The sequence below is a fragment of the Clavibacter sp. MX14-G9D genome, assembly GCF_032917815.1.
Taxonomy (GTDB): Bacteria; Actinomycetota; Actinomycetes; order Actinomycetales; family Microbacteriaceae; genus Clavibacter; species Clavibacter michiganensis_K.
In genome coordinates, this window is the sequence record NZ_JAVCVL010000018.1 from 1 (window position 1) to 25,022 (window position 25,022).

Consider the following 25,022-nt stretch of genomic DNA (forward strand, 5'->3'; position numbering starts at 1 on the left):
GGGCCTCCTCGACGGCGGGCGCCGCGTCCGCGGCGGGGGTCGCGTCGCCGGACTCGGCGGGCGCGTCGGAGGCGACGGCCTCCGCGAGGGCGGGGACGGTGAGCCCCCGGGCAGCCTGGATCTCGGAGATCGCGGTCACGAGCTCGCCCTTCCGGAGCTTGGAGCCGCCCGGGATCCCGAGCTCGGAGGCGATGGCCTGGAGCTGGGAGACGCGGAGCGCGCTCAGGTCCGCGACGGTTGCGCGGTTGTCGACATCGGTCATGTGCGTGGGTCCTTTCCCCGATCCGCCGGGACGAAGCCCGTGCGGAGGAGAGCCGATCGCGTGTGTCTCTGCCGAGCGGCGGACGGTCTGATTCCGTCCGGAGCTGCTGTCGGGCACGAAGGCACGGGATCTTGCAGAGACGACAGCGGGTGAGTGGTGAGAACGACCACCGGGACCGGATCTCCGACGCGCATGCGTGGATCCGTCGACCCCGGGGTCGCGACGAGCCTAGCACCCGGCGCGCCGCCCGCGGGGGGAACGGCGCGCCGGGTCGTGCGGATGCGGCTAGGCGGCGGGATCGGCGCCGGCGTCGACGAGCTGGACCGTGCAGCCCTTGACGTCCACGGCGAGCATGAGAGCCTGCCAGGGCGAGGAGCTGCGCTCCGCCACGAGCTCGGCGGCCGTGAGCCGCTGGCCCGGGTCGCTGCCGAGGACGAGCAGCGACGGGCCCGCCCCGGAGACGACGGCCGCGTAGCCCCGCTCGCGGAGCAGGTGGATGAGCTCGTTCGTCTCGGGCATCGCCGCGGCGCGGTAGTCCTGGTGCAGGCGGTCCTCGGTGGCGGCGAGCAGGAGCTCGGGGCTCTGGATGAGGGCGGCGATGAGGAGCGCCGAGCGGGAGACGTTGAAGATCGCGTCCTCGTGCGGGACCGACTCCGGCTGGAGGCTGCGCGCGAGCGCGGTGGACATGGTGGCCACCGGGACGAGCACGAGCGGCGAGACGCCGCGGTGCACGGCCAGCTTCTTGTGCTGCGGCCCCGCGCCGTCGACCCACGCGATGGTGAGGCCGCCGAAGAGCGCGGGCGCCACGTTGTCCGGGTGCCCCTCCATCTCGGTGGCGAGGCGGAGCAGCGCGTCGGCGTCGATCTCGACCGTGCCCTGCAGGAGGCCCTGCGCCGCCATGATGCCGGAGACGATGGCGGCGCCGGAGGAGCCGAGGCCGCGGCCGTGCGGGATCCGGTTCTCGGCGACGAGGTCGAGGCCGGGCAGCGGCTGGTCGAACGCGGCGAAGGTGTGCGCGATGGCGGTGACGACGAGGTTGGACGCGTCGGTCGGCACCTCGCCCGCGCCGACGCCGCGGACGTCGACCGTCGCGCCGGGCTCGTCGCGGACGGTGACCGTGAGGTCGTCGTAGAGCGCGAGCGCGAGGCCCAGGGTGTCGAAGCCGGGGCCGAGGTTGGCGCTCGTGGCGGGCACGCGCACCTGCACGCGCCGCCCGACGGCGAGAGGCGAGCCGGTCCGGCCGTCGGTCACGACGCGACCAGGTCGAGCACGCCCGCGATCTCGGCGACGTCGACGCCGACGCTCGTCGGGGCGACGTCCGAGCCGTCGGCCGTGCGGAGCGCCCACTGCGGGTCCTTCAGGCCGTGGCCCGTGACCGTGAGGACGACGGTGGCGCCCTGGGGGATCTGCCCGGCCTCGGCGCGCTCGAGGAGCCCCGCGACGCTGATGGCCGACGCCGGCTCCACGAAGATGCCGACCTCGGCGGACAGGATGCGGTGCGCCTCGAGGATCTTCGCGTCGGAGATCGCGCCGAAGTAGCCGTCCGTGAGCAGCTGCGCCTCGAGGGCGAGCTTCCACGACGCGGGGTTGCCGATGCGGATGGCGCTGGCGATGGTGTCGGGGTCCTTGACGATGGCACCGTCGACGATGGGCGCGCTGCCCGCGGCCTGGAAGCCGAACATGCGCGGGAGGCGCGTGGCGTTGCCCGCCTCGAGGTCCTCGCGGTAGCCGCGCGTGTACGCGGTGTAGTTGCCGGCGTTGCCGACGGGGATGAAGTGGAAGTCCGGCGCGTCGCCCAGGACCTCGACGACCTCGAAGGCACCCGTCTTCTGGCCCTCGATGCGGTCGTTGTTGACGGAGTTGACGAGGTGCACCGGGTAGTTGGCGCTGAGCTCCCGCGCGATGTCGAGGCAGTCGTCGAAGTTGCCGCGCACCTGGAGCAGCTGGGCGTCGTGCGCGACGGCCTGGCTGAGCTTGCCCATCGCGATCTTGCCCTCGGGCACGAGCACGGCGGCGGTGATGCCCGCGTGCGTCGCGTACGCCGCGGCCGACGCGGACGTGTTGCCGGTCGACGCGCAGATGACGGCCTTGGCCCCGTGCTCCACGGCCTTCGAGATCGCCATGGTCATGCCGCGGTCCTTGAACGAGCCCGTGGGGTTCATGCCCTCGTACTTGACCCAGACCTTCGCACCCGTACGGGCGGACAGGGCGGGCGCGGGGATGAGCGGGGTGCCGCCCTCGCCGAGCGTGATGATCGGGGTGGCGTCCGTGACGTCGAGGCGGTCGGCGTATTCGCGGAGCAGTCCGCGCCATTGGTGGGCCATCAGGCTCCTTCTACTCGGAGGACGCTCGCGACTGCCGTCACCGCGTCGAGGTTCGACACCGCGTCGACGGTGGCCCGGAGGGCCGCGTCGGTGGCGCGGTGCGTGCCGATCACCAGGCTAGCGGTGGGCCGGTCGCCCGCCCCTCCCGCCACGGGAGCCTGGTGCGTGGTCTGCTCCAGCGTCTCGACGGAGACGCCGTGCTCGCTGAACAGGTGCGCGATGCGGGCGAGCACGCCCGGCTCGTCCGCCACCTGCAGCGTGATCTGGTACTGGGTCGTGATCGCGCCCACGGGCAGCGTCTCGAGGTCGGCGTGCGCCGACTCGGCGACACCCGGCCCGCCGACAACGTGGCGCCGCGCGGCGGAGACGACGTCGCCGAGTACGGCGGACGCCGTCTGCACTCCCCCGGCGCCGGCGCCGTAGAACATGAGGTCGCCCGCGGCCTCGGCCTCCACGAACACGGCGTTGTTCGCGCCGTGCACCGCGGCGAGCGGGTGGTCGCGCGGCACGAGGGCCGGGTAGACGCGGGCGGAGACGCCGTCGCGGCCGGTGGCGGGGTCGGTGAGGCGCTCGCAGATGGCCAGCAGCTTGATCACGTAGCCGGCCTTCCGCGCGGAGTCGAACTGCGCGGACGAGAGGCCGGTGATGCCCTCGCGGTGCACGGCCTCGACGGGCACGCGCGTGTGGAAGGCGAGGCTCGCGAGGATGGCCGCCTTCTGCGCGGCGTCGTAGCCCTCGATGTCGGCCGTGGGGTCGGCCTCCGCGTAGCCGAGCTCCGTCGCCGTCGCGAGGGCCTCCGCGAAGCCGAGCCCGCGGGTGTCCATCTCGTCGAGGATGTAGTTCGTCGTGCCGTTGACGATGCCGAGGATGCGCTCGACCCGGTCGCCGGCGAGGCTGTCGCGCAGCGGCCGGATGATGGGGATGGCGCCCGCGACGGCCGCCTCGTAGTAGAGCTGGGCGCCCACCTGCTCGGCCGCCTCGAAGAGCTCCGGGCCGTGCGTCGCGACGAGTGCCTTGTTGGCGGTCACGACGTCGGCGCCGGAGCGGATCGCCTGGAGGATGTGCGTGCGGGCCGGCTCGATGCCGCCCATCAGCTCGATGACGATGTCGGCGCCGAGGATGAGCGTCTCCGCGTCGGTGGTGAGGAGCTCGCGCGGGACGGACGCGTCGCGGGGCGCGTCGGCGTCGCGCACGGCGATGCCGACGAGCTCCAGCCGCGCGCCGACGCGCTGCGCCAGCTCGTCGCCGTGCTCCCGCATGAGGCGCGCCACCTGGGTGCCGACCGAGCCGCAGCCCAGCAGGGCGACGCGCAGGTTCCGGTACTCGATCATCGTGCTCCGTTCACGTTCGGGGATGCGGCGGCGGTCGTGTCGTCGACGGGCGTGCCCGCGAGGGGCGTGCCCGCGTCGCGCGCGAGGAGGTCGTCCACGGTCTCGCCGCGCACGATCACGCGCGCCCGGCCGTCGCGCACGGCGACGACGGGCGGACGGCCGATCCAGTTGTAGTTGCTCGCGAGCGACCAGCAGTAGGCGCCGGTGGCGGGGACGGCGACGAGGTCGTCGGGGCGCACGTCGCCCGGGAGGTAGTCGGCGAGGACGACGAGGTCGCCGCTCTCGCAGTGCCCGCCGGCGACGCGGACGAGCGCGGGCTCGGCATCCGACGAGCGGCCGGCGAGGCGCACGCCGTAGTCGGCGCCGTAGAGGGCCGGCCGCGCGTTGTCGCTCATCCCGCCGTCGACGCTGACGTAGCGGCGGACGGCCGTCTCGGCCTCCTCCGCGACGCGCGGGTCCTCGACGTCGCCCGTGGCCGACTCCGCCTCCGCGACCTCGCCGTCGACCCCGCCGACCGTCACGAGGACGTCCTTGACGGTGCCGACCGTGTAGAGCGTCGCGGTGGAGGGCCCCACGATGCTGCGGCCGGGCTCGACCGCGATGACCGGCACCGCGATGCCGCGGCGGGCGCACTCGTCGCCCACGATGCGGGTGAGGCGGCGGGCGATCTCGGGGACGGGCACGGGGCGGTCGACGGACGTGTAGGCGATGCCGAAGCCCCCGCCGAGGTTGAGCTCGGCGACCGGGCCGTCGGCGAGGAGCCGCTCGTGGAGGTCGAGGAGCCGGCGCGCGGACTCGACGAAGGCGTCGGTCTCGAAGATCTGGCTGCCGATGTGCGCGTGGAGCCCGGTGAAGGAGAGGGATGCGTGGGAGCGGATGCGCGCCACGACGTCGGGCGCGTCCGCGAGCGTGATCCCGAACTTCTGGTCCTCGCGCGCGGTGGCGAGGTACTCGTGCGTGTGGGCGTGCACGCCGCTGTTCACGCGGAGCCGGACGGCCTGCACCCGGCCGTGCGCGGCGGCGGCGGCCGCGATGCGCTCGACCTCGATGACGCTGTCGACGACGATCTGGCCGATGCCGACAGCGACCGCGCGGTCGATGTCGACGATGGACTTGTTGTTCCCGTGGAAGCCGAGACGGGCGGGGTCGGCCCCGGCCGCCAGCGCCACGGCGAGCTCGCCGCCCGAGCACACGTCGATGTGGAGGCCCTCCTCCGCCATCCAGCGCGCGACCTCGATGCTGAGGAAGGCCTTGCCCGCGTAGTACACGCGCGCGGTCGTGCCCACCGCCCCGGCCTCCCGCGTGAAGGCGGCGAGCGCCTCGGCGGCGCGTCCCCGGACGTCGTCCTCGTCCATCACGTACACGGGCGTGCCGAACCGCTCGGCCAGCTCGGCGGCGCCGACGCCGGCGATGCGGATGGCGCCGTCGTCGTCGCGCACGGTGCCGCGGGACCAGACCGCGGGATCCAGCGCGTTGGCGTCGTCGGGCGGCCGCAGCCAGGACGGAGCCAGGGGGTTCGCGGTCACGTGGGTCACCTCTTCGGGCGCGGGGCGGACGTGCGGGATGGCGAGCGGACCCGGTGTGGTCCCTGAAGCCGAAAGGGGGCGGTGCGAGCCATCCTACCGAGGCGCGCCGGGGCGCCCGGCCCATGTGACGGCCGCTCCGACGGGCCGCCGCGACGGGCTAGCCGCAGGTGCCGGTGACCCCGACCGAGTCCCGCGTGAGCTTCAGCGAGGTGGACCGCACCGTGACGGAGGCGCGCCCGTCGGCGATGGCCACGTCCTGCACGTCGACGCCCGCCGGGAGGTACTGGGCGACGCACACCGGGTAGGTGATGTCGCGGATGCCCTGGATCGTCTGCGCGAGGTCGACCTCGAACGAGCCCGCCTGCACGGTCACCTCGGCGGGCGTGATGACCACGGTCGAGGGATCCCGCAGCACGGGCGTGGCGGCGACCGTGTAGCCGAGGGTGAGGCCGAGGACCCGCGTCGACCCGCTGTAGCCGAGCGTGCCGTCGCCGAAGAGCAGGTCGGGCGGCGTGCCCGCCGTGCGCTGCAGCAGCGCGCTGGCCGGCGCCTGGTCCATCGACACGGTCGCGACCACCTCCCCGACGGTGCGCTCCTGGTCGGTGGGCACGTCGGTGGCGACGATGCGGGCCTGGAACGGCGTCCCGTCGGCCTGCAGGTTCGGCCCCTCCAGCACCACGCGGTCGAGGGTGCCGCGGACGAGCTGCGGGATCACCCAGTCGCCCTCGATGGAGACGTTCACGCGGCCGGTGACCTGCCCGGGCAGCTGCTCGGCGATCCGCTGCTCCGCCTGGTCCTCGGCGACGCCCCGGACGGTCTGGTCGACGATGCGCAGGCCGAACGCGAGCCCCAGGCCGATGACCGCGAGGACGATGAGCCAGATGACCACCGTGCCGCCGCGCGGCCCGCGCCGCCGGCGCCGGGCCTCGCGGGGATCGCTGCGCTCGGGCGCCCCGAACACCTCCGTGCCCTGGAACCGTCCCGCCATGCCCCGCTCCCCTACATGCGCTCGGGGGCGGAGACGCCCACGAGGTCGAGGCCGTTCGCGACGACCTGCCGGACCGCGTCGTTCAGCCACAGGCGCGTGCGGTGCAGGTCGGTGACCTCCTCGTCGCCCCGCGGGACGACGCGGCAGTTGTCGTACCAGCGGTGGTAGGAGCCGGCGAGCTCCTCGACGTACCGGGCGACGCGGTGCGGCTCGCGGAGCTCGGCCGCCTGGGCCACGATGCGGGGGAACTCCTGGAGGAGCCCCAGCAGCGCGGACTCCGTGGGATGCGTCAGCAGCTCGGGCGCGAAGGCGCTCCGGTCGACGCCCGACAAGGCGGCGTTCCGGTCGACCGCGCAGGTGCGCGCGTGGGCGTACTGCACGTAGAAGACGGGGTTGTCGTTGGTGCGCTTGCCGAGGACGGCGAGGTCGATGTCGAGGTTCTGGTCGGCGGAGGAGCGGACGAGCGAGTAGCGGCCCGCGTCCACGCCCACCGCGTCCACCAGGTCGTCGAGCGTGACGATGGTGCCGGCGCGCTTGCTCATCTTCACCGGCTCGCCGTCGCGCAGCAGGTTGACCATCTGGCCGATGAGGATCTGCAGGTTCACGCCCGGCGTGTCGCCGAAGGCCTCGACCATGGCCATCAGCCGGCCGACGTAGCCGTGGTGGTCGGCGCCCAGCATGATGATGTTCTGCTCGAAGCCGCGCTCGCGCTTGTCGAGGTAGTACCCGAGGTCGCCGGAGATGTAGGCGGGCTCGCCCGTGGAGCGGATCACGACGCGGTCCCGGTCGTCGCCGAACGTGGTGGTGCGGAGCCAGACGGCGCCGTCCTCCTCGAAGACGTGCCCGAGCTCCGTGAGGCGGGCGACGGCGCGGTCGACCGCGCCGGACTCGTGCAGCGAGTCCTCGTGGAAGAACACGTCGAAGTCGACGCCGAAGTCGTGGAGCTTCTGCTTGATCTCGCCGAACATCAGCTCGGTGCCGGCGCTGCGGAACACCTCCTGCTGGGCCTCGCGCGGCAGCGCGTCGATGTCGCCGTCGTAGCCCTCGACCACGCGCGCGGCGATCTCGCCGATGTAGGCGCCGCCGTACCCGTCCTCCGGGGTCTCCTCCCCGAGGTGGCTGGCGAGGAGGCTCCGCGCGAAGCGGTCGATCTGGGAGCCGTGGTCGTTGAAGTAGTACTCCCGCGTGACGTCCGCGCCCTCGGCCTGGAGGATCCGGGCGAGGCTGTCGCCGACGGCCGCCCAGCGCACGCCGCCGAGGTGGATGGGGCCGGTCGGGTTCGCGGAGACGAACTCCAGGTTGATGCGGATGCCGTCGAGCGTCGTGCCGCGGCCGTACGCCTCGCCGGACTCGACGATCGTCCGCGCGAGGGCTCCGGCGGCGGCGGCCTCGAGGGTGATGTTGATGAAGCCGGGCCCGGCGACGTCGACCGCGGCGACCTGCGGAAGGGCGCCGAGCTCCTCGGCGATCTCCGCGGCGATGGCGCGCGGGCTCTCCCCGAGCGGCTTGGCGATGCGCATGGCGATGTTCGTGGCCCAGTCGCCGTGGTCGCGGTTGCGCGGGCGCTCCAGCACGACCATGTCGGGGCTGAGGGTGAGGGCGTCCCCGCCGGGTCGTCGTCCTGCCGTCCGAGCCACGATGTCGAACAGGGCGCCGGTCAGGTCGGGGGTCGTCATGGGGAACGATCCTACCGGCGGGCGGGATGCCGTCCGGCCGGTGGGCCGCGCCTCCGCCCGCCCGTCCCGCGGCCCGCCCGCGTCCCGTCGCACCACCCGTCCGCGACCCGCCGCGCGGCCCCGTGGTCGCGTCCCGTGCGCCCCGGGGAGGATCCCAGCGGGGTCACCCCCGGCCTCGGTAGGGTGTCGATCCCGCCTCCCCGCACGTGGCCCGTCGCCGCGCGCCGACCGTCGCATCCGCGGCGCGTCAGGATCCGAAGGAGCACCACCATGCCCGTCCGCCTCCCCGCGCCCGCCCGGAGCCGCGTCGCGCGGCCCGCTCCCCTCGTCGTCGCCGGCCTCGCGGTGACGCTCCTCCTCGCCGGCTGCTCGAACCCGCAGCCGCTGCAGCCGTCCACGCCCGACCCCTCGGCGAGCGCGGGCGGCGGCCAGGGGACGGGCGGCGGATCCGGCACGGGGGCGAGCGCGTCCCCCACTCCCGCCCCGCCGAAGGGCACGCCCGTCACCACGACGTGCGACGAGCTGCTGCCCGACCTCGCGTCGTTCGGATCCGGCTTCGCCTCCGAGCCGCTCCCGGCCGACGCCTCCGCCGACGGGCTGCGCGCCGACGTGCTCGCCATGCAGGGCATCGCGTGCGGCTTCGCGTCGGCGGACGGCACGACGGTCGAGATCGACGTGGCCCAGCCCGTCGCCGCGGAGCTGCAGTCGCGGCGCGATGCGGCGATCCTCCAGGCCGACCCCATCGCGGGCTACCCCTCGGGCGTCGAGGCCTACTTCGAGCTGCAGGAGGCGGCGGGCGTCGCCACCATCTACTCGTCGGAGCACATGGTCGTCATGCGCTCCGCCGCGTTCTTCGAGCCCGGCGACCACGCGGAGCTCGGCAACGCGGTGCTGACGACCGTCGGCGGCTGATCCCGCGCCGGATCCCGCGCGCCTCGTCGGGCGCGCCGGACCCAGGGGACGGATCAGCCGAGGCGGACGGGCGCCGCGAGGTCGTCGACGGGCAGCTCGTCGACCGTCGCGAGCACCTCCATCCGGGAGATGGTCACGAGGCTCCGCGTGTTGGTGAGGAACGCGGTGTCGGACGCGTCGCGTCCCGTCGAGATGCGCAGCAGGCTCTGCCGGGGCGCGAGGCCGGTCGCGTCCACCACGTGCCAGGCGCCGTCGACCCAGGCCTCGGCGACGGCGTGGAAGTCCATGGGGCTGAGGCCCGGGGCGTAGACGGCGGCGAGGCGCGCGGGCACGTCGAGCGCCCGGAGCATCGCGATGACCAGGTGCGCGTAGTCGCGGCAGACCCCGCGGCGCGCGAGGAGGGTGCGGACCGCGCCGTCCGTGGGGAGGCTGGACCCGGGCGCGTAGCGCAGCGACCCGGCGACGAAGGCCCGCACCGCGGCGAGGAGCGGCAGCCCCTCGAGGCCGCGGAACTCGCCGCGCGCGGTGGGGAACAGGGTGTCGGACTCGCAGTAGCGGCTCGGTCGCCGGTAGACCCAGAGGTCGACGTCGTCGAGGGGGGCGGGGTCCCGTCGCCCGGTCACGGTCGCGCGGTACTCCATCGTCAGGACGCCCGCCCCGCTCGTGAGCACGTGCAGGCGCGTGTCGTGCCGATCGACGACCTCGGTCGCCACGACCGGGACCCCGTCGAGGGCGAAGGACAGGGACTCCGACGCGATGTCGGCTCCGCGGGCGACGGCGACCGCGAAAGCCATCTCGCTCTCGCCGGAGACCTGCAGCTCGAGCATGGAGGAGACGTCGCGGCGCATGCGTCCATCGTGGCATCGGATGCGCCCCACCGCCCACGCGGGCCGCGCCGACTGCGGGACGGGTCCGGCGGGCGGGTCCGGCGTTCGACTCGTCGGCGGGTGCGGCGGGGTCAGGCCGCGGCGACGCCGGTCGCCTCGAGCGGCTCGCGGAGCGCGCACGCGTCGGCGAGCGCGCCGAGGAGGGCGGGCAGCTGGTCGCGGTCGGCGCCCGCGTCCTCCGGGTGCCACTGGACGCCCGTGACGGGGGCGGACTCGTGCTCGACCGCCTCCGGCACGCCGTCCGGCGCGACGGCCACGACGCGCAGCCCGGCACCGGGACGGTCGACGGCCTGGTGGTGGGCGCTGCGGACGACGAGGTCGGTGGATCCGAGGGCGTCGGCGAGGCGGCTCCCGGCGGTGACGCGCACGTCGTGGTCGCGCATGACGGCCGTGATGTCCGTGGCCTCGTTGCGGTGCCCGCCCACGCCCTCGATGTGCTGCTGCAGGGTGCCGCCGAGCGCGACGTTGACGATCTGGGCACCGCGGCAGATGCCCAGCAGCGGGGTGCCCTCGGCGACGGCCCGGCGGACCAGCGCGATCTGCCCGGCATCCGCGACCTCGCGGTGGGGGGAGCGGCCCTCGTACTCGGCGGGTCCGCCGTAGAAGCGCGGGGCGACGTCCTCGCCGCCCATGATCACCACGGCATCGGCCTCGCGGGTGCGGGCGAGCAGCGACTCGACGCCCTCGTCCTCCGCGGCGATGTTCTCGACCAGCCAGCCCGCGGCGTCGGCCACCTCGGCGACCCGCGCGTTGAGGCCCTGCACGAGCGCGTTGTATGCGGCGGCCTCGGGACGGGATCGGGTCACCTGCACGACGGCGAGGCGGCGGAGGGGGGCGGGCATGGATCCAGTGTGCGGCCTCGCCGGCGCCGCCGCACGTCGCGCGTCATCTGCCGCAACACGCGTCGTCGAGCGGCGCCCGGCGGGGTCAGGGCCAGACGAGCGTGTGCGTCCACGAGCCGTCGGGGGCCGCGCGGTACATGATCCGCAGCTGGCCGTGGTCCTCGGTCGCCTGCCAGAACTCGACCGTCGTCGGCTGGAGGACGTAGGCCTGCCACGACTCCGCGACCAGCTCGGGATCCGCGTCCACGGCCTCCCGTGCGCGGGCCACGCGGGCGTCGCGCTCCCGGGCGTCGGGCATCGGCTCGCTCTGGTCGCCCGCGATGACCTCGGCGCGCGACGCGGGATGCCGGGCGAGGAAGTCGCGCTCGCTGACCTCGCGGTCGCCGTGGAAGACGGGACCCGTCGCGCGGACCTGCCGCCCCCGCTCCCGCCAGTACGCGACGAGCGCGGCCCGCGGGTTCGCCTCGAGGTCGCGGCCCTTGGGGCTCTCGGCGAGGGAGGAGAACCACAGCGCGCCGGGCTCGTCGTCGACGGTGGGCGTCACGTCCTTCAGCAGGAGCGTGCGCGCGCTCGGGCGGCCCTCCGCGTCGGCGGTGGCGAGCACGACCGCGTTCGGCTCGGCCGCGTCGTGCGCGACGGCATCGCGGATCCACGCGATGACCAGGTCGATCGGGTCGTCCGGCAGGCGGGCCGGGTCGAGCTCGGGGAAGTCGTGCGGCTTCGGCTTCGCGCCCCTGAGGAGGTCGCGGACCGGAGTGGAGTCGTCGTCGTCTGCCATGGGCCGAGCCTAGGCCGCTGGACTCCGCGCGCCCGGGAGGGGCGGCCCGAGGACACGCCGGCGGCGCCCTCGGGCGACAGCGCACCGGCGCGGGGGCACATGATGCCCCATGCGGGGGCGCCTTCGACACGCTCCGGCGATCGGATTGGTCGATCCCCCACTGCTTTTTTCCAGTACCGGCGGACGTGGTCGACGGCGGTCGCTGCGGCTACCTTCGTCATCAGGCCCGCTCCCCCAGTTGGGCCCAGCACCACGCGGCGGGAACCCGGGACCCGTCCCGGGCCCGCCGCGTGTGTTCTCCGCCGTCCTCCGCCCCCCGCCCCACGCGGGCGTGCGTCGAGTCGAGACGGGCATCCGCCGGACCGCGACCGGATCCGGCTGCAGTCGATCGCCGTCCATGGACGCTCGACGCCGACGGGAGCGACGGACGCGACGCCGTCGGCACGGAGTCCGCCGGCACGATGTCGGCTGTCACGATGTCGGCTGTCACGATGTCGGCTGTCACGACGACGGCTGTCACGACGACGGCCGGCGCGCGCGCTCCCCCGCGGGCAGTGCCCGGATGCACGAGAGGCCGGCCCCGCGGACGGGACCGGCCTCTCACCGCACCAACACGGGATATGGGAAGGTGTGCCCCCAGGAGGATTCGAACCTCCGCCCCTGCCTCCGGAGGGCAGTGCTCTATCCCCTGAGCTATGGGGGCCAGGGTGCGCCGTGGCGCGGATCCAGGGTAGCACCGGCGGCGAGCCCCGCCGTGCCGCCCGTCCCGCGCCGCATTCCCTCCGCCGAGGAGACTCCCCGCTCCAGCACAGGCGCGGCACGCCAGGATGGTCCCAGGACGACCGCCGCGCCGCCCGGGCACGGCGGCCTCCCCATCCCCACGAGGAGATCACCCGTGAAGCTGTCCCGCATCGCCGCCGCCGCCACCGGCTTCCTGCGCACGTCTAAGGGCCAGGACGTCGGCCGCACCGCCATCGACAAGGTGTCCGGGTTCGCCGACAAGGCCACCGGCAGCAAGCACGCCGACAAGATCCAGAAGGCCCGCGAGGCCGCGGACAAGCAGCTCCGGAACCTCGGTCCCGACGGCGGCCGCGGCCAGGGCCCGACGCCGCCCGCGAACCCGCCCCGCCGCTGAGCGCCGGGAGCGTCGAGCTCACCCTGGATGCGGCGTCCGACGCCGCGGTCCGGGCGGCGTGGCGTGCGCTCGCGGACGCCGGCCTCCCGAGCCTCGCCGACCACGCCGGCCCGACGAACCGCCCGCACGTGACGCTGCTCGCGGCCGAGGGACTGGGCGGATCCGCGGACGACGCGCTCCGGGCGATCGGTGCGACGGGTCCGCTGCCGAGCGTCCGGCTCGGCGGCCTGGTCGTCTTCGGCGTGCCCCCGCGCGGCCTCGTGCTCGCGCGGCAGGTCGTCGTCGACCGCGCCCTGCTGGACCTCCACGCCCGGATCCACGCTGAGTTCGACGCGGCGCCCCAGGGACCGGACGAGGACGAGGACCTGGACCCGGACGAGCGCACCGCGCCCGACGTCGTCTCCCACACCCGTCCCGGAGCCTGGACCCCGCACGTCTCCCTGGCGCTGCGCCTCACGGCCGAGCAGCTGGCGGAGGCGGTGACGGCGCTCGGGCGCATCGAGCCGGAGGGCGCCCCGGCCGCGGGGCTCCGCCGCTGGGATCCCCGCGACCGCACCGTGCGGGACCTGGCGTGACCCGGACGGGCGCCGCCCCCACGACCACCGCACGGCACCCGGCCGCTAGCCTGAGGGGAGCACGACCTTGAGACGACGGAGGAGTCGCATGCCGCGGTCCGCGAGATTGCTGGGGGCCGCGCTCGCGCTCGGCCTGTTCGGGGCCATGGTGCCCGTCGCCGCGCAGGCGACGGAGCCGGTCGACTTCGGCGGGGCGACGATCCTCGACCAGGTCGACGCGGTCACGTCCGCGCAGGAGCAGGAGATCCAGCAGGCGATCGACCAGCTGCGCGAGCAGACCGGCGTGACCCTGCACGTCGCCTACGTCGACACGTTCACGGGCGAGACGACGCCGCAGGCATGGGGCCGGCAGACCGAGCAGGCCAACGGCTTCGGCAGCTCGGACGCCCTCCTCGCGGTGGCCGTCGACGGACGGCAGTACGCCTTCCCGACCGGCCAGGTGTCGGGCGACCAGGGGTCGTTCGAGGAGACCGTGATCGTCCCGCAGCTGCAGGAGGACGACTGGGCGGGCGCCGCCGTCGCCGCCGCGCAGGGCATGGAGTCCGTCGCGCAGACGGGCACCGTCGCCGAGTCCGGAACGGGCTCCAGCCCGACGACCGGCAACGCGTCCGGCATCGACTTCGGCCTCGTCCTGCTCTACGTGCTCGGCGCGATCCTCCTCGCGACCGTGGTCATGACGCTCGTCGGCCGGCGCAAGAAGCAGAAGGCCGTGGCCACGAAGCGCCAGGAGGCGCTGGAGGAGATGCAGTCGGCCGAGCAGCGCGCGGGCAGCATGCTCGTGCAGCTCGACGACGCGCTGGAGACCAGCGAGCAGGAGGTCGGCTTCGCGGAGGCGGAGTTCGGCGCCGACGCGGTCGGCCCCTACCGCGAGACGCTCGCGTCGGCGGGCGGGAAGGTCCGAGAGGCGTTCGCCCTCAAGCAGAAGCTCGACGACACGATCGAGGACACCGACGAGGAGCGGCGCACGTGGGCCGCGCGCATCGTGGAGCTGTGCGAGGAGGCCCGCGCCGAGCTCGACGCGCAGACGCAGTCGTTCGAGGAGCTCCGGGCGCTCGAGCAGAACGCACCCCAGACGCTCGCCGCCATCGTCACCGACGCCGAGGCGCTGAAGACGCGCATCGAGCGCACACAGGAGGCCGTCGACCTCCTCGGGCGGCGGTACGCCGGGCCCTCCATGACGACCGTCACCGGCAACGTCGAGCAGGCGCGCTCCCTCCTCTCCTTCGCGACCGACACCGCGCAGGAGGCGGCCGCCTCCATCCGCTCCGGCGACAGCGCCTCCTCGGGCGGGCTCGCGGTCAAGGTGCGGGCGGCCCAGCAGGCGGTCGGCCAGGCCGGCAAGCTGCTCGACGTCGTCGACCGCGTCTCGTCGGACCTCGAGCACGCGTCCACGCGGGTGCAGGAGGAGATCGCCGACGTCCGCAGCGACATCCAGGACGCCCGCGCCGCGCAGCGCGGCGGGCGCATGCCGGAGCTGACCCGCCTCGTGCAGTCGGCGGAGCAGGCCATCGCCGACGCGAAGCCGCTGCAGGGCCGGCTCGCGGACCCCCTCACGAGCGTCACCCTGCTGCAGGAGGCCGAGGCCCGGCTCGACGAGGCGCTCGCCCCCGTGCGCCAGCAGCAGGAGCAGGTGGAGCGCGCCGTCGGCTACCTGCCGCGCGCGCTGTCGACCGCCGAGAGCCAGGTGGCCACGGCGCGCGACTTCATCTCCACCCGCCGCGGCGCCGTCGGCGAGCAGGCGCGCACGCGCCTGGCGCAGGCCCAGCGCGCGCTCGACGACGCGATCGCCCGGGCCGCCGGGGACGCCGGTGCGCGCTACGTCGACCAGGAGACCCCGACGGCCGCGCACGGCGCGTGCGCCGGCGACGCAGGGGAGGCGTACGTCGCCGGCCTCGGTGGGAGCGCGGGCTCCGTGCCGCTGCACCCGAACGCCGCGGGGCTCGCCTGGGAGGCGGACGCCGTCGCGGACGTACTGCGCGAGGAGGCCGCCGCGCTCGGGCGCTGACGACGCCGATCCGCGGAGGACCCGCTCGTCTGCGATCGTGTGGTTCCCTGTGGGAACGTGTTGCTTCTCCTGCGGATGCGGGCTACAGTGCGAGGACGCGAGGCGCACGTGCCCCACGGAGTCGAAGGAGACCGCCCATGTACGCCGAGGAACGCCAGGACAGGGTGGTCGCCCTCCTCGAGCGCACCGGCCGTGTCGCGGTGGTGGGCCTGGCCCGCGAGTTCGACGTGACCACCGAGACCGTCCGCCGCGACCTCGCCCAGCTGGAGACGCGCGGCGTGCTCCGCCGCGTGCACGGCGGCGCCGTCCGCGCGAACCGCTCCACGCGCGCCGAGGAGAGCCTCGACGCGCGCGGCACGCGCAACACGGCCGCCAAGGCCCGCATCGCCGACGCCGCCATGCGCCTCATCCCCGCGACCTTCCAGGGGTCCATCGCGCTCGACGCGGGCACCACGACGAGCCTCGTCGCCGACCGGCTCGCCGCGTGGACGCCCGACGTCGTCGGCCGCACGCTCGTCGTCGTCACCCACTCGATGGTCGTCGCGCAGACCGTCAGCCGGAACCCCGCCGTGGAGGTGCAGCTGCTCGGCGGCCGGCTCCGCGGCATCACGAGCGCCGCGGTCGGGCCCGCGACCCTCGGACAGCTGTCGCGCCTGCGGCCGGACATAGCCTTCATCGGCGCGAACGGCATCCACGCGGAGTTCGGCCTGAGCACGCCCGACGAGGAGGAGGCCGCCGTGAAGACCGCCCTGACCCGAGGATCCCGCCGGGCCGTCGCCCTGGTGGACGCGTCGAAGGCGGGGGAGGAGGCGCTCGTCGGCTTCGCGGCCCTCGACGACCTCGACACGCTCGTCACCGACCAGGCGCCCGACGCGCCGCTCCGGGACGCGCTCGCCCGCGCCGAGGTGGAGGTGATGGTCGCGTGATCCTCACCCTCACCGCGAACCCGAGCCTCGACCGCACCATCGACCTCGCCGGGGCGCTCGAGCGCGGTGCCGTGCAGCGCGCCCGCGCGGTCACGGAGCAGCCGGGCGGCAAGGGCGTGAACGTCTCCCGCGCGCTCATCGCGTCGGGCCTCGCGACCCTCGCGCTCCTGCCCGGGCGCCTCGACGACCCGATGCTCGTGGCCCTGGCCGCCGAGCGCATCCCGCTCGACCACCTCGACATCGACGGCCGCGTACGCCAGAACGTCACCCTCACCGAGCCCGACGGCACGACGACGAAGGTCAACGAGCCGGGCCCCGCGCTGTCGCCCGCCGAGGCCGACGCGCTCGTCGCCCTCGTGATCCAGCACGCCAGGTCGGCGAGCTGGCTCGTGATCGCCGGCTCCCTGCCGCCCGGGCTCGACGACGACTTCGCCGCGCGCGTGGTGCACGCCGTCCGCGCCGAGCTCGGGGACCGCGCGCCGCGCATCGCCGTCGACTCCTCGGGCGCGCCCATGGCGGCGCTCGTCGCGTCGCGCGCCGTCGTCGACCTCGTGAAGCCCAACGCCGAGGAGCTCGCCGAGCTGGTGGGCCTCCCCGACCCGGACGCGCTCGAGGCCGATCCGCGCCTCGCGCACGACGCGTCCCGGGACCTCGTCTCCCGCGGCTGCCGGGCGGTCCTCGCGACCCTCGGCGCACGCGGTGCCGTCCTCACCACGGCCGACGGAGGGTGGCTCGCCACCATGCCGCCGATCGTGCCCGTGAGCACCGTGGGCGCGGGCGACTCGTCGCTCGCGGGCTACCTGCTGGCCGACCACCGCGGCGCCGGACCCGAGGGGCGGCTCGCGCAGGCCGTCGCCCACGGCTCCGCCGCCGCCTCCCTGCCGGGGAGCACCATGCCGTCCCCCGACCAGACCCGGCCGGACAGCGTCACCGTCCTGCCGCTCCTCCCGATCGCCGCCGATCGCTGACCCGCCCCACCTGGAGAAGAACATGCCATCGCTCATCACGAACCGCCTCGTGCTCCTCGACGCCGACCTCGGCGCCGACCGCGAGCAGGCCGTCCGCACGCTGGCCGAGCGCGTCGTCGCCGAGGGCCGCGCCACCGACGCCGACGCCCTCTTCGCCGACGCCTGGGACCGCGAGTCGAAGACCGGGACCGGCATGGGCGGGGGGCTCGCGATCCCGCACTGCCGCTCCGCCGCCGTCACGGAGGCCACGCTCGTCATGGCCCGTCCGGCACCCGCCGTCGACTTCGGCGCGCCGGACGGCCCCGCCGACCTCGTCTTCTTCATCGCCGCACCGGACGGCGCCGACCAGGAGCACCTCGTGCTGCTGTCGCGCCTCGCGCGCTCGCTCATCAAGCCGGAGTTCGTGGAGGCGCTCCGCACCGCGACCTCCGAGGAGCAGGTCGTCTCCCTCGTGGAGGGCGCGCTCGTGGACGAGCCGGCCTCCTCGACCGGCGCCCCCGAGTCGACGGCCCCGACGACGGCGCCGTCGGCCGCGGCCGGATCCGCGGGGACCGCCGCGACCGCACCCGCGGCCGACGCTCCCGTGCTCATCGCGGTGACCGCGTGCCCCACCGGCATCGCGCACACCTACATGGCCGCCGACTCGCTCGTGGCCGCGGCGAAGCGCGCGGGCGTGGAGCTCCACGTCGAGACGCAGGGGTCCTCCTCCGTCACGCCCGTCGATCCCGCGATCATCGCCCGCGCGACCGCCGTCATCTTCGCCGTCGACGTGGACGTGCGCGACCGCGCCCGCTTCGCCGGCAAGCCCGTCATCCAGTCGCCCGTCAAGCGCGGCATCGACCAGCCCGACCAGATGGTCGCCGAGGCCGTCGCGGCCGCGAAGGACCCGAGCGCACCGCGCGTGCCGGGCGCGGGCGGAGCGACGGCCGGATCCGAGCAGGCCTCGCCGCAGTCGTCGCAGAGCGTCGGCGCGCGGCTCAAGCGCTGGCTCCTCACTGGCGTCAGCTACATGATCCCGTTCGTCGCGGGCGGCGGCCTCCTCATCGCGCTCGGCTTCCTGCTCGGCGGCTACCGCATCACCGAGACCGCGTCCGACGTCGTGCTGCAGAACTCGCTCGCCGACCTCCCCGCGGGCGGCCTCGCCCAGTACCTCGGCGCCGTGGCCTTCGTCATCGGCGGCGCTTCGATGGCGTTCCTCGTGCCCGCCCTCGCCGGGTACATCGCCTACGCCATCGCCGACCGGCCGGGCATCGCGCCGGGCTTCGTCGCGGGGTCCATCTCCGTGATCATGGGCGCCGGCTTCCTCGGCGGCCTGGTGGGCGGCCTCCTCGCGGGCGGCATCGCCTACGCCATCGGCCGCATCGACGTGCCGCGCTGGCTGCGGGGCCTCATGCCCGTCGTGATCATCCCGCTGCTCGCCTCCATCGTCGCGTCCGGCCTCATGGTCATGGTCCTCGGCGGCCCCATCGCCGCCCTCACGCGCGGCCTGAACGACTTCCTCTCGGGCCTCACGGGCGCCTCCGCGATCCTGCTGGGGATCATCCTCGGCGTCATGATGTGCATCGACCTCGGCGGCCCCATCAACAAGGTCGCGTACTCCTTCGCCGTCGCCGGCCTCGGCGCCGGGGCGCTCGACAACCAGGCGCCCTGGCAGATCATGGCCGCGGTCATGGCCGCCGGCATGGTGCCCCCGCTCGCCCTGGCGCTCGCCTCCACCGTCATCGACCGCCGGCTGTTCAGCCCGGCGGAGCGCGAGAACGGCAAGGCCGCGTGGCTGCTCGGCGCCGCCTTCATCTCGGAGGGCGCCATCCCGTTCGCCGCGGTCGACCCGCTGCGCGTCATCCCCGCGAGCATCGTGGGCGGCGGCATCACGGGCGCCATGGTCATGGGCCTCGGCGTCGTCTCGCAGGCCCCGCACGGCGGCGTCTTCGTGCTCTTCGCGATGAACGGCACGTTCCTCGGGTTCCTGGCCTCGGTCGCCGTCGGCACGGTCGTCTCCGCGTTCCTCGTGGTGCTGCTCAAGCGCTTCACGGCGAAGCGGCCCGAGGCGGTCGCCACCGCGCCCGTCGACCAGGGCGTCCCCGTCGCCGCCTGACGGCCGCCCGTCGGACGGCTCCCTCCGGATCACGTCCCCGATCGATCACGTCCCCGTCCCATCCGCCCCACCAGAAGGAGATCGTCCATGACCGAGCGCACCGCCACCATCGGCAGCCGCGTGGGCCTGCACGCCCGACCCGCGTCCCTGTTCATCGAGGCCGTCCGGCGCCAGGGGATGCCCGTCAGGATCAGCAAGCCGGGCGGCACGCCGCTCGACGCGACGAGCATCCTGTCCCTCATGAGCCTCGGCGCCGCCAACGGCGACCAGGTCGTGCTCACCGCCGAGGGCGACGGGGCCGACGCCGCGCTCGACGAGCTCGCGGCGCTGCTCGAGAGCGACCTCGACGCCGTCGAGTAGCCGCCCCACGCCGAGAGGCCCGGACACCGCAGCGCGGGTCCGGGCCTCTCGTCGTCCCCGCGCGGCGCGGGGAGCGTCACCACTCGGCGACGCGGTAGTCCTTCAGGAACACGCCGGAGATGTCCTCGCCCGCCTGGCCCATGACGATGGGGTCGTACACGCGCGCGGCACCGTCGACGAGGTCGAGCGGGGCGTGGAAGCCCTCCTCGGCGAGGCGGACCTTCGTGGGGTGGGGGCGCTCGTCGGTGATCCAGCCGGTGTCGACGCTCGTCATGAGGATCCCGTCGGTCTCCCGCATCTCGCGGGCCGACGTGCGCGTCATCATGTTCAGCGCCGCCTTCGCCATGTTGGTGTGCGGGTGGCCGGGGCCCTTGTACGCGCGGGCGAACTGGCCCTCCATGGCGCTGACGTTGACCACGTACTTGCGCCGTGCCGTCGACGCCGCCATGGCGGGGCGGAGGCGGCTGACGAGCAGGAACGGCGCCGTCACGTTGGCGAGCTGCACCTCGAGCATCTCCAGCGGATCCACCTCGTGCACCACCTGCGTCCAGCTGTTCGCGTCGTGCAGGTCCGGCACGAGGCCGCCCGCGTCGATGGCCGTCCCGGCCGCGAGGCGCGCCAGGGACGAGGATCCGGCCGTCATGGCGAGCTCGGTGACCTCGGCTGCCGTGATGCCCGTGGCGGTGGAGAGGATGGGGTGCGCGGCGACGCTGGCGGCGAGGGCCGCGGGGTGCGCGTCGGCCGTGTGCCCGAACGTGAGGAGCTCCGGGATCGGGCCGTCGGGCAGGGGCGCGGCCTCCGCCTCCGAGAGGGGCGCGTAGGAGCCGGGGGAGCGGCGCACGGTCTGCGCCGCGTTGTTGATGAGGATGTCGAGGGGCCCGGCGGCGGCGACCGCGTCGGCGAGGCCGATGACCTGGGCCGGATCGCGGAGGTCGAGCCCGACGACGCGGAGGCGGTGCACCCACTCGTGCGCGTCCGGCAGTCCGGCGAACCGACGCACGGCGTCGCGGGGGAACCGCGTGGTGATGGTGGTGTGCGCGCCGTCGCGGAGGAGCCGCAGGGCGATGTGCATGCCGATCTTCGCGCGGCCGCCGGTGAGCAGCGCGCGCATGCCGGTGAGGTCGGTGCGCGCCTCGCGCTTGGCGTGGTTGACGCGGGCGCAGTCGGGGCAGAGCTGGTGGTAGAACGCGTCGACCTGCGTGTAGTGCTGCTTGCAGATGTAGCAGGGACGCGAGCGGAGCAGCGTGCCGGCGGAGGGGGCGGCCGTGGTGATGGCGAGCGGGATGCCGCGGGTCTCGTCGTCGATGCGGTCGGGAGCGCCCGTCGCGGTGGCGGCGACGACGGCGCGGTCGGCGGTGGCGACGGCCTCGCGCTTCTCCAGCCGCCGGGCCTTCTTCACCGACTTGAACATGGACGCGGTGGCGCGGCGCACGGCGACGAAGTCGGGGTGCTCCTCGTCGATGTCGGCGAGGGAGCCGAGGACGCGGAGCGTGACGGCGAGGTCGGCGGGGTCGATGGCGCCGGTGGCGCCCGTGGCCGGAGCGGCGGGATCGATGGGGAGGGCGGGTTCGACGATCGGGGCGGGGTCGTCGGGCAGGGCGTCGGAGGGCACAGGAGATCATACCCGGGCGGTGCGGAGACCTCCGGGGGAGGGCGGCCCGCGTCGCGGGCCGTCAGCGGGTGACGGCGAACGCGACCGCGGCGGCGATGAGGGCCCAGAGCACGACGCTGGCGACGACGAGCGCGACGATCCCCGTGCGGCGGTCCCGCCGCCGCGCCCGCTCGGCATCCGGGTCCACGGGCGCGTGCTCCGTGACGCGGTGAGCGGGCGCCGCTCCCGCGACGCGGCCGTCGGGAGCGGCATCTGTGCGGTCGGCGGGAGCGCGCTCCGGGCGCGGGTCGAGCGGGAGGGACGGCATCCGGCGAACCTAGGCGCTGCCACCCGGCCCGCCCTGCGTCCTGTGGAGAACCCGCGGCGGCCGCCGTGACGGTGCGCGGCCGGGTGGCGGCCGGGCGCGACGCCGCCCGTGGACGGGTAGGGGAGGATGGACGCATCATGTCCGACACCGCCCTCGCCCCCACGCTCACCGAGGAGGCGGCGCGCCTCGCCGTGGACGGGGCCACCGACGACGCGATCTACGACGCGTTCGCGGACTGGGCGCTCGGGCGGGGCATCGAGCTGTACCCGGCGCAGGACGAGGCGGCCCTCGAGATCGCGTCCGGCGCCCACCTCATCGTCTCGACGCCGACCGGGACGGGGAAGTCGCTCGTCGCGGTCGCCGCGCACTTCGCGGCGCTCGCCCGCGGCCGCCGCTCGTACTACACGGCGCCCATCAAGGCGCTCGTCTCCGAGAAGTTCTTCGCGCTGGTCGAGCTCTTCGGCGCGGCGCAGGTGGGCATGGTCACGGGCGACTCGTCGGTGAACCCGGACGCGCCGATCATCTGCTGCACGGCCGAGATCCTCGCGAACCGCGCGCTCCGCGGCGGCGCGGACACCCCCGTCGACCAGGTCGTGATGGACGAGTTCCACTTCTACGCGGATCCGCAGCGCGGCTGGGCGTGGCAGGTCCCGCTCCTGCTGCTCCCGCACGCGCAGTTCGTGCTCATGTCGGCGACCCTCGGCGACGTGACCGACCTCGCGGACGACCTCACGCGGCGCACCGGCCGCCCGACCGCCCGGATCACGGGCATCGAGCGTCCCGTCCCCCTCTCCTTCCACTACGCGGTGACGCCCGTGCAGGAGACCGTCGAGGAGCTCCTCGACACGAAGCAGGCGCCCGTCTACATCGTGCACTTCGCGCAGGCGGCGGCCCTGGAGCGGGCGCAGGCCCTGTCCAGCATCAGGATCGTCACGCGAGAGCAGCGCGACGAGATCGCCGAGCTGATCGGCGCGTTCCGCTTCAGCACGGCCTTCGGGAAGACCCTCTCGCGGCTCGTGCGCGCGGGGATCGGCGTCCACCACGCGGGCATGCTGCCCAAGTACCGGCGGCTCGTGGAGCAGCTCGCGCAGCAGGGCCTCCTCCGGGTCATCTGCGGCACGGACACGCTCGGCGTCGGCATCAACGTCCCCATCCGCACGGTGCTGTTCACGGGCCTCACCAAGTACGACGGCACCCGGATGCGGCAGCTGAACGCCCGCGAGTTCCACCAGATCGCGGGCCGCGCGGGCCGGGCCGGCTACGACACCGCCGGCACCGTGGTGGCGCAGGCGCCCGAGCACGAGACCGAGAACCTGAAGATGCTGGAGCGCGCGGGCGACGACGTGAAGAAGCGCCGCAAGCTCGTGCGCAAGAAGGCGCCCGAGGGCTTCGTGTCCTGGGGCGAGCCGAGCTTCCGCAAGCTCATCGACGCCGAGCCGGAGCGCCTGACCTCGAGCATGCAGGTGAGCCACGCGATGATGCTCAACGTCATCGCGCGCGGCGGCGACGTCTTCCAGAGCATGCGGGCTCTCGTCGAGGACAACCACGAGCCGCGGATCCGCCAGCTCGCGCTCGCCCGCCGCGCCCTCGCGATCTACCGGACGCTGCGCACCGCGGGCATCGTCGAGCAGGAGGCGGACCCCCACGGCGGGCCCACGCGCATCACCCTCACGGTCGACCTGCAGGCCGACTTCGCGCTCAACCAGCCGCTGTCGCCGTTCGCGGTCGCGGTGTTCGAGATCCTGGACCGCGAGTCCCCGACCTACGCGCTCGACATGGTGAGCGTGGTCGAGGCGACGCTCGACGACCCGCGGCCGATCCTCGCCCAGCAGCAGTTCAGGGCCCGCGGCGAGGCCGTGCAGGCGATGAAGGCGGACGGCATCGAGTACGACGAGCGCATGGAGCTGCTCGAGTCCGTCACGCACCCGAAGCCGCTCGAGGAGCTGCTCGACCAGTCGTTCACGACGTACGCGGCGAGCCAGCCGTGGATCGGCGACTTCGCGCTCAGCCCCAAGTCGGTGGTCCGCGACATGTACGAGCGCGCGATGAGCTTCAGCGAGCTGATCTCGTTCTACGGGCTCATGCGCTCCGAGGGGCTGGTGCTGCGCTACCTCTCGGACGCGTTCCGGGCGCTGCGCCAGACCATCCCGGACGAGGCGAAGACCGAGGAGCTGCTCGACGTCATCGAGTGGCTCGGCGAGCTCGTGCGCCAGGTCGACTCGAGCCTCCTGGACGAGTGGGAGGAGCTGTCGCACCCGACCGCCGCGCCCGGCGACGCGCCCGTGCTGCCGCCCGCGCCGAAGCTGCTCACGGCGAACACGCGGGCCTTCCGGATCCTCGTGCGCAACGAGATGTTCCGCCGCGTGCAGCTGGCGGCGCGGGAGGACCTGGCCGCCCTCGGCGAGCTGGACGCGCAGTCCGGCTTCGACGCGGACGCCTGGGGCGACGCGCTCGACGCCTACTTCGGCGAGTACGACCGCATCCTCACGGACGGCGACGCGCGCAGCCAGGCGCTCGTGACCATCACCGAGCACGCGACCGAGTGGCGGGTGCGCCAGGCGCTGCACGACCCCGAGGGCGACCACGACTGGGGGATCGAGGCGGTCGTCGACCTCGACGCGTCGAACGAGGCCGGCGAGGCCGTCGTGCGCGTGACCCGCGTGGGCACGCTCTCGTGAGCGCCGGGGCGACCGGCGCCACGGGGGCGGCAGGGGCGCCGGCGCTGCCGGACCTCGCCGGGCGGACCGCGCTCGTCTCGGGCGCCAACGGCGGCGTCGGCTTCTGGACGTCCGTGCAGCTCGCCGCCGCGGGTGCCCGGGTGCTCCTCGCGTGCCGCTCGGCCGAGCGCGGGGACGCCGCCGCCAGGGCCGTCCAGGCGCGCGTCCCGGGGGCGGACGTCGAGGTCGTGCCGCTCGACCTCGCCCGCCTCGACGGCGTCGACGCGTGCGTCACCGCTGTCCGCGAGGACCTCGACGCCATCGTGGCCAACGCCGGCGTCACCCCCGCGGGGGGCCGCGCCCGGCACCGCCGGACGACGGTCGACGGCTTCGAGGAGATGATGGGCACCAACGCCCTCGGACACCTCGCGCTCGTCGCCGGGCTCGCGCCGCGCCTGCGCGCCGGGGGACGGGTCGTGATGCTCGGCTCCCTCGCGCACCGCTTCTCGCCCCTCGACCTCGGCAACCTGGCGGGGGAGGGCCGCATGCCGGCGCTCGTCCGCTACGGGCGCTCGAAGACCGCGTGCATGATGCTCGCCGCCGAGCTCGACCGCCGGTGGCGCGCCGCGGGATCGGACCGGATCGCCGTCTCGGCGCATCCCGGGTACGCGGTCGACGCGCTGACTCCGCCGCAGGATCCGGGCGCACGGGCGACGGGGGCCGCCGCCGCCCGCCGACGCGTCGCCGCTCCCGCCCGCGTGCTCGTCCAGGGCAAGGACGCCGGTGCCTGGCCCGTCGTCCACGCTGCCGTCGCGGACGGCGTGACGGGCGGGTCCTCCTGGGGGCCGTCCGGGGC

At 74.8% G+C, this 25,022-nt stretch carries 22 protein-coding genes and 1 tRNA gene; 10 read left to right on the forward strand and 13 right to left on the reverse strand.

Translation table 11 applies throughout. The features are described from left to right. The 7 genes from Q6969_RS03400 to argS form a co-directional block, all read right to left on the reverse strand. On the reverse strand, positions 1–262 hold a 262-nt coding region (locus tag Q6969_RS03400; RefSeq protein ID WP_317229181.1), incomplete at its 3' end, for a Rho termination factor N-terminal domain-containing protein. Positions 263–547: 285 nt separating this feature from the next. Next, positions 548–1,513, reverse strand: coding sequence for a homoserine kinase (thrB, locus tag Q6969_RS03405; RefSeq protein WP_317229182.1), 966 nt, complete (start codon positions 1,511–1,513; stop codon positions 548–550). Next, positions 1,510–2,586 carry a threonine synthase gene (thrC, locus tag Q6969_RS03410; protein ID WP_317229183.1) on the reverse strand — a complete coding sequence of 359 codons (1,077 nt, stop codon included), beginning with the start codon at positions 2,584–2,586 and terminating at the stop codon, positions 1,510–1,512. The genes thrB and thrC overlap by 4 nt, the downstream gene beginning before the upstream one ends. Beyond that, positions 2,586–3,917, reverse strand: a complete 1,332-nt coding sequence (locus Q6969_RS03415; protein ID WP_317229184.1) for a homoserine dehydrogenase — start codon at positions 3,915–3,917, stop codon at positions 2,586–2,588. The genes thrC and Q6969_RS03415 overlap by 1 nt, the downstream gene beginning before the upstream one ends. After that, positions 3,914–5,443, reverse strand: a complete 1,530-nt coding sequence (locus Q6969_RS03420) for a diaminopimelate decarboxylase (RefSeq protein ID WP_317229185.1) — start codon at positions 5,441–5,443, stop codon at positions 3,914–3,916. The genes Q6969_RS03415 and Q6969_RS03420 overlap by 4 nt, the downstream gene beginning before the upstream one ends. Positions 5,444–5,600: 157 nt before the next feature. After that, positions 5,601–6,431, reverse strand: a complete 831-nt coding sequence (locus Q6969_RS03425) for a DUF2993 domain-containing protein (protein ID WP_317229186.1) — start codon at positions 6,429–6,431, stop codon at positions 5,601–5,603. 11 nt (positions 6,432–6,442) lie between these two features. Next, a complete protein-coding gene (gene argS, locus Q6969_RS03430; protein ID WP_317229187.1) occupies positions 6,443–8,107 on the reverse strand; it encodes an arginine--tRNA ligase in 1,665 nt (554 codons plus the stop codon). Between the two features lie 270 nt (positions 8,108–8,377). On the opposite strand from argS, the gene Q6969_RS03435 reads away from it, so the two are divergent. Then, positions 8,378–9,019 (forward strand): hypothetical protein, encoded by a 642-nt coding sequence (locus Q6969_RS03435; protein ID WP_317229188.1) that lies wholly within the window; start codon positions 8,378–8,380, stop codon positions 9,017–9,019. 53 nt (positions 9,020–9,072) lie between these two features. Here the strand turns inward: Q6969_RS03435 and Q6969_RS03440 are convergent, their stop codons facing one another. The 4 genes from Q6969_RS03440 to Q6969_RS03455 all read right to left on the reverse strand — a co-directional run bounded on the left by Q6969_RS03440 (position 9,073) and on the right by Q6969_RS03455 (position 12,229). Beyond that, positions 9,073–9,867: a transglutaminase family protein gene (locus Q6969_RS03440; RefSeq protein ID WP_317229189.1), complete on the reverse strand. Its 795-nt coding sequence runs from the start codon at positions 9,865–9,867 to the stop codon at positions 9,073–9,075. Between the two features lie 110 nt (positions 9,868–9,977). Beyond that, positions 9,978–10,748 (reverse strand): gamma-glutamyl-gamma-aminobutyrate hydrolase family protein, encoded by a 771-nt coding sequence (locus Q6969_RS03445; RefSeq protein WP_317229190.1) that lies wholly within the window; start codon positions 10,746–10,748, stop codon positions 9,978–9,980. An 85-nt stretch (positions 10,749–10,833) separates the two neighbouring features. Further along, entirely contained in the window at positions 10,834–11,526 is a 693-nt protein-coding gene (locus Q6969_RS03450) for a pyridoxal 5'-phosphate synthase (RefSeq protein WP_317229191.1), read from the reverse strand. A gap of 631 nt (positions 11,527–12,157) precedes the next feature. Beyond that, positions 12,158–12,229 (reverse strand) — tRNA-Arg (locus Q6969_RS03455). 192 nt (positions 12,230–12,421) lie between these two features. On the opposite strand from Q6969_RS03455, the gene Q6969_RS03460 reads away from it, so the two are divergent. The 7 genes from Q6969_RS03460 (at position 12,422) to Q6969_RS03490 (ending at position 19,590) form a co-directional block, all read left to right on the forward strand. Continuing rightward, a complete protein-coding gene (locus Q6969_RS03460; RefSeq protein WP_104290854.1) occupies positions 12,422–12,661 on the forward strand; it encodes an antitoxin in 240 nt (79 codons plus the stop codon). 23 nt (positions 12,662–12,684) lie between these two features. Further along, positions 12,685–13,236 carry a 2'-5' RNA ligase family protein gene (locus Q6969_RS03465; RefSeq protein ID WP_317229199.1) on the forward strand — a complete coding sequence of 184 codons (552 nt, stop codon included), beginning with the start codon at positions 12,685–12,687 and terminating at the stop codon, positions 13,234–13,236. An 88-nt stretch (positions 13,237–13,324) separates the two neighbouring features. Next, entirely contained in the window at positions 13,325–15,241 is a 1,917-nt protein-coding gene (locus tag Q6969_RS03470; protein WP_317229192.1) for a TPM domain-containing protein, read from the forward strand. Between the two features lie 137 nt (positions 15,242–15,378). Next, positions 15,379–16,167, forward strand: coding sequence for a DeoR/GlpR family DNA-binding transcription regulator (locus Q6969_RS03475; protein ID WP_317229193.1), 789 nt, complete (start codon positions 15,379–15,381; stop codon positions 16,165–16,167). Next, a complete protein-coding gene (locus Q6969_RS03480) occupies positions 16,164–17,135 on the forward strand; it encodes a 1-phosphofructokinase family hexose kinase (RefSeq protein WP_317229194.1) in 972 nt (323 codons plus the stop codon). Before Q6969_RS03475 ends, Q6969_RS03480 begins: the two co-directional genes overlap by 4 nt. 22 nt (positions 17,136–17,157) lie before the next feature. After that, positions 17,158–19,230, forward strand: coding sequence for a fructose-specific PTS transporter subunit EIIC (locus Q6969_RS03485; RefSeq protein WP_317229195.1), 2,073 nt, complete (start codon positions 17,158–17,160; stop codon positions 19,228–19,230). A gap of 87 nt (positions 19,231–19,317) precedes the next feature. After that, entirely contained in the window at positions 19,318–19,590 is a 273-nt protein-coding gene (locus Q6969_RS03490; protein WP_104289189.1) for an HPr family phosphocarrier protein, read from the forward strand. A 76-nt stretch (positions 19,591–19,666) separates the two neighbouring features. On the opposite strand, the gene Q6969_RS03495 is transcribed toward Q6969_RS03490, so the two are convergent. Further along, positions 19,667–21,202 carry an SDR family NAD(P)-dependent oxidoreductase gene (locus Q6969_RS03495; protein WP_396335508.1) on the reverse strand — a complete coding sequence of 512 codons (1,536 nt, stop codon included), beginning with the start codon at positions 21,200–21,202 and terminating at the stop codon, positions 19,667–19,669. Positions 21,203–21,263: 61 nt separating this feature from the next. After that, positions 21,264–21,509 carry a hypothetical protein gene (locus Q6969_RS03500; RefSeq protein WP_317229196.1) on the reverse strand — a complete coding sequence of 82 codons (246 nt, stop codon included), beginning with the start codon at positions 21,507–21,509 and terminating at the stop codon, positions 21,264–21,266. Between the two features lie 137 nt (positions 21,510–21,646). Between Q6969_RS03500 and Q6969_RS03505 the strand changes: the two genes are divergently transcribed. Further along, on the forward strand, positions 21,647–24,187 hold the full coding sequence (locus Q6969_RS03505) for a DUF3516 domain-containing protein (protein WP_317229197.1): 2,541 nt from the start codon (positions 21,647–21,649) through the stop codon (positions 24,185–24,187). Further along, positions 24,184–25,022: SDR family NAD(P)-dependent oxidoreductase (locus Q6969_RS03510; RefSeq protein WP_317229198.1), on the forward strand; the 839-nt coding region annotated here is incomplete at its 3' end. The genes Q6969_RS03505 and Q6969_RS03510, both read left to right, overlap by 4 nt.

Excerpts from the sequence above, each read along its gene's own strand:
- thrC (WP_317229183.1), bottom strand. The coding sequence starts at position 2,586 with ATGGCCCACCAATGGCGCGGACTGCTCCGCGAATACGCCGACCGCCTC.
- Q6969_RS03415 (WP_317229184.1), bottom strand. The coding sequence starts at position 3,917 with ATGATCGAGTACCGGAACCTGCGCGTCGCCCTGCTGGGCTGCGGCTCG.
- Q6969_RS03425 (WP_317229186.1), bottom strand. The coding sequence starts at position 6,431 with ATGGCGGGACGGTTCCAGGGCACGGAGGTGTTCGGGGCGCCCGAGCGC.
- argS (WP_317229187.1), bottom strand. The coding sequence starts at position 8,107 with ATGACGACCCCCGACCTGACCGGCGCCCTGTTCGACATCGTGGCTCGG.
- Q6969_RS03435 (WP_317229188.1), top strand. The coding sequence starts at position 8,378 with ATGCCCGTCCGCCTCCCCGCGCCCGCCCGGAGCCGCGTCGCGCGGCCC.
- Q6969_RS03440 (WP_317229189.1), bottom strand. The coding sequence starts at position 9,867 with ATGCGCCGCGACGTCTCCTCCATGCTCGAGCTGCAGGTCTCCGGCGAG.
- Q6969_RS03445 (WP_317229190.1), bottom strand. The coding sequence starts at position 10,748 with ATGCCCGCCCCCCTCCGCCGCCTCGCCGTCGTGCAGGTGACCCGATCC.
- Q6969_RS03450 (WP_317229191.1), bottom strand. The coding sequence starts at position 11,526 with ATGGCAGACGACGACGACTCCACTCCGGTCCGCGACCTCCTCAGGGGC.
- Q6969_RS03470 (WP_317229192.1), top strand. The coding sequence starts at position 13,325 with ATGCCGCGGTCCGCGAGATTGCTGGGGGCCGCGCTCGCGCTCGGCCTG.
- Q6969_RS03475 (WP_317229193.1), top strand. The coding sequence starts at position 15,379 with ATGTACGCCGAGGAACGCCAGGACAGGGTGGTCGCCCTCCTCGAGCGC.
- Q6969_RS03485 (WP_317229195.1), top strand. The coding sequence starts at position 17,158 with ATGCCATCGCTCATCACGAACCGCCTCGTGCTCCTCGACGCCGACCTC.
- Q6969_RS03490 (WP_104289189.1), top strand. The coding sequence starts at position 19,318 with ATGACCGAGCGCACCGCCACCATCGGCAGCCGCGTGGGCCTGCACGCC.
- Q6969_RS03500 (WP_317229196.1), bottom strand. The coding sequence starts at position 21,509 with ATGCCGTCCCTCCCGCTCGACCCGCGCCCGGAGCGCGCTCCCGCCGAC.
- Q6969_RS03505 (WP_317229197.1), top strand. The coding sequence starts at position 21,647 with ATGTCCGACACCGCCCTCGCCCCCACGCTCACCGAGGAGGCGGCGCGC.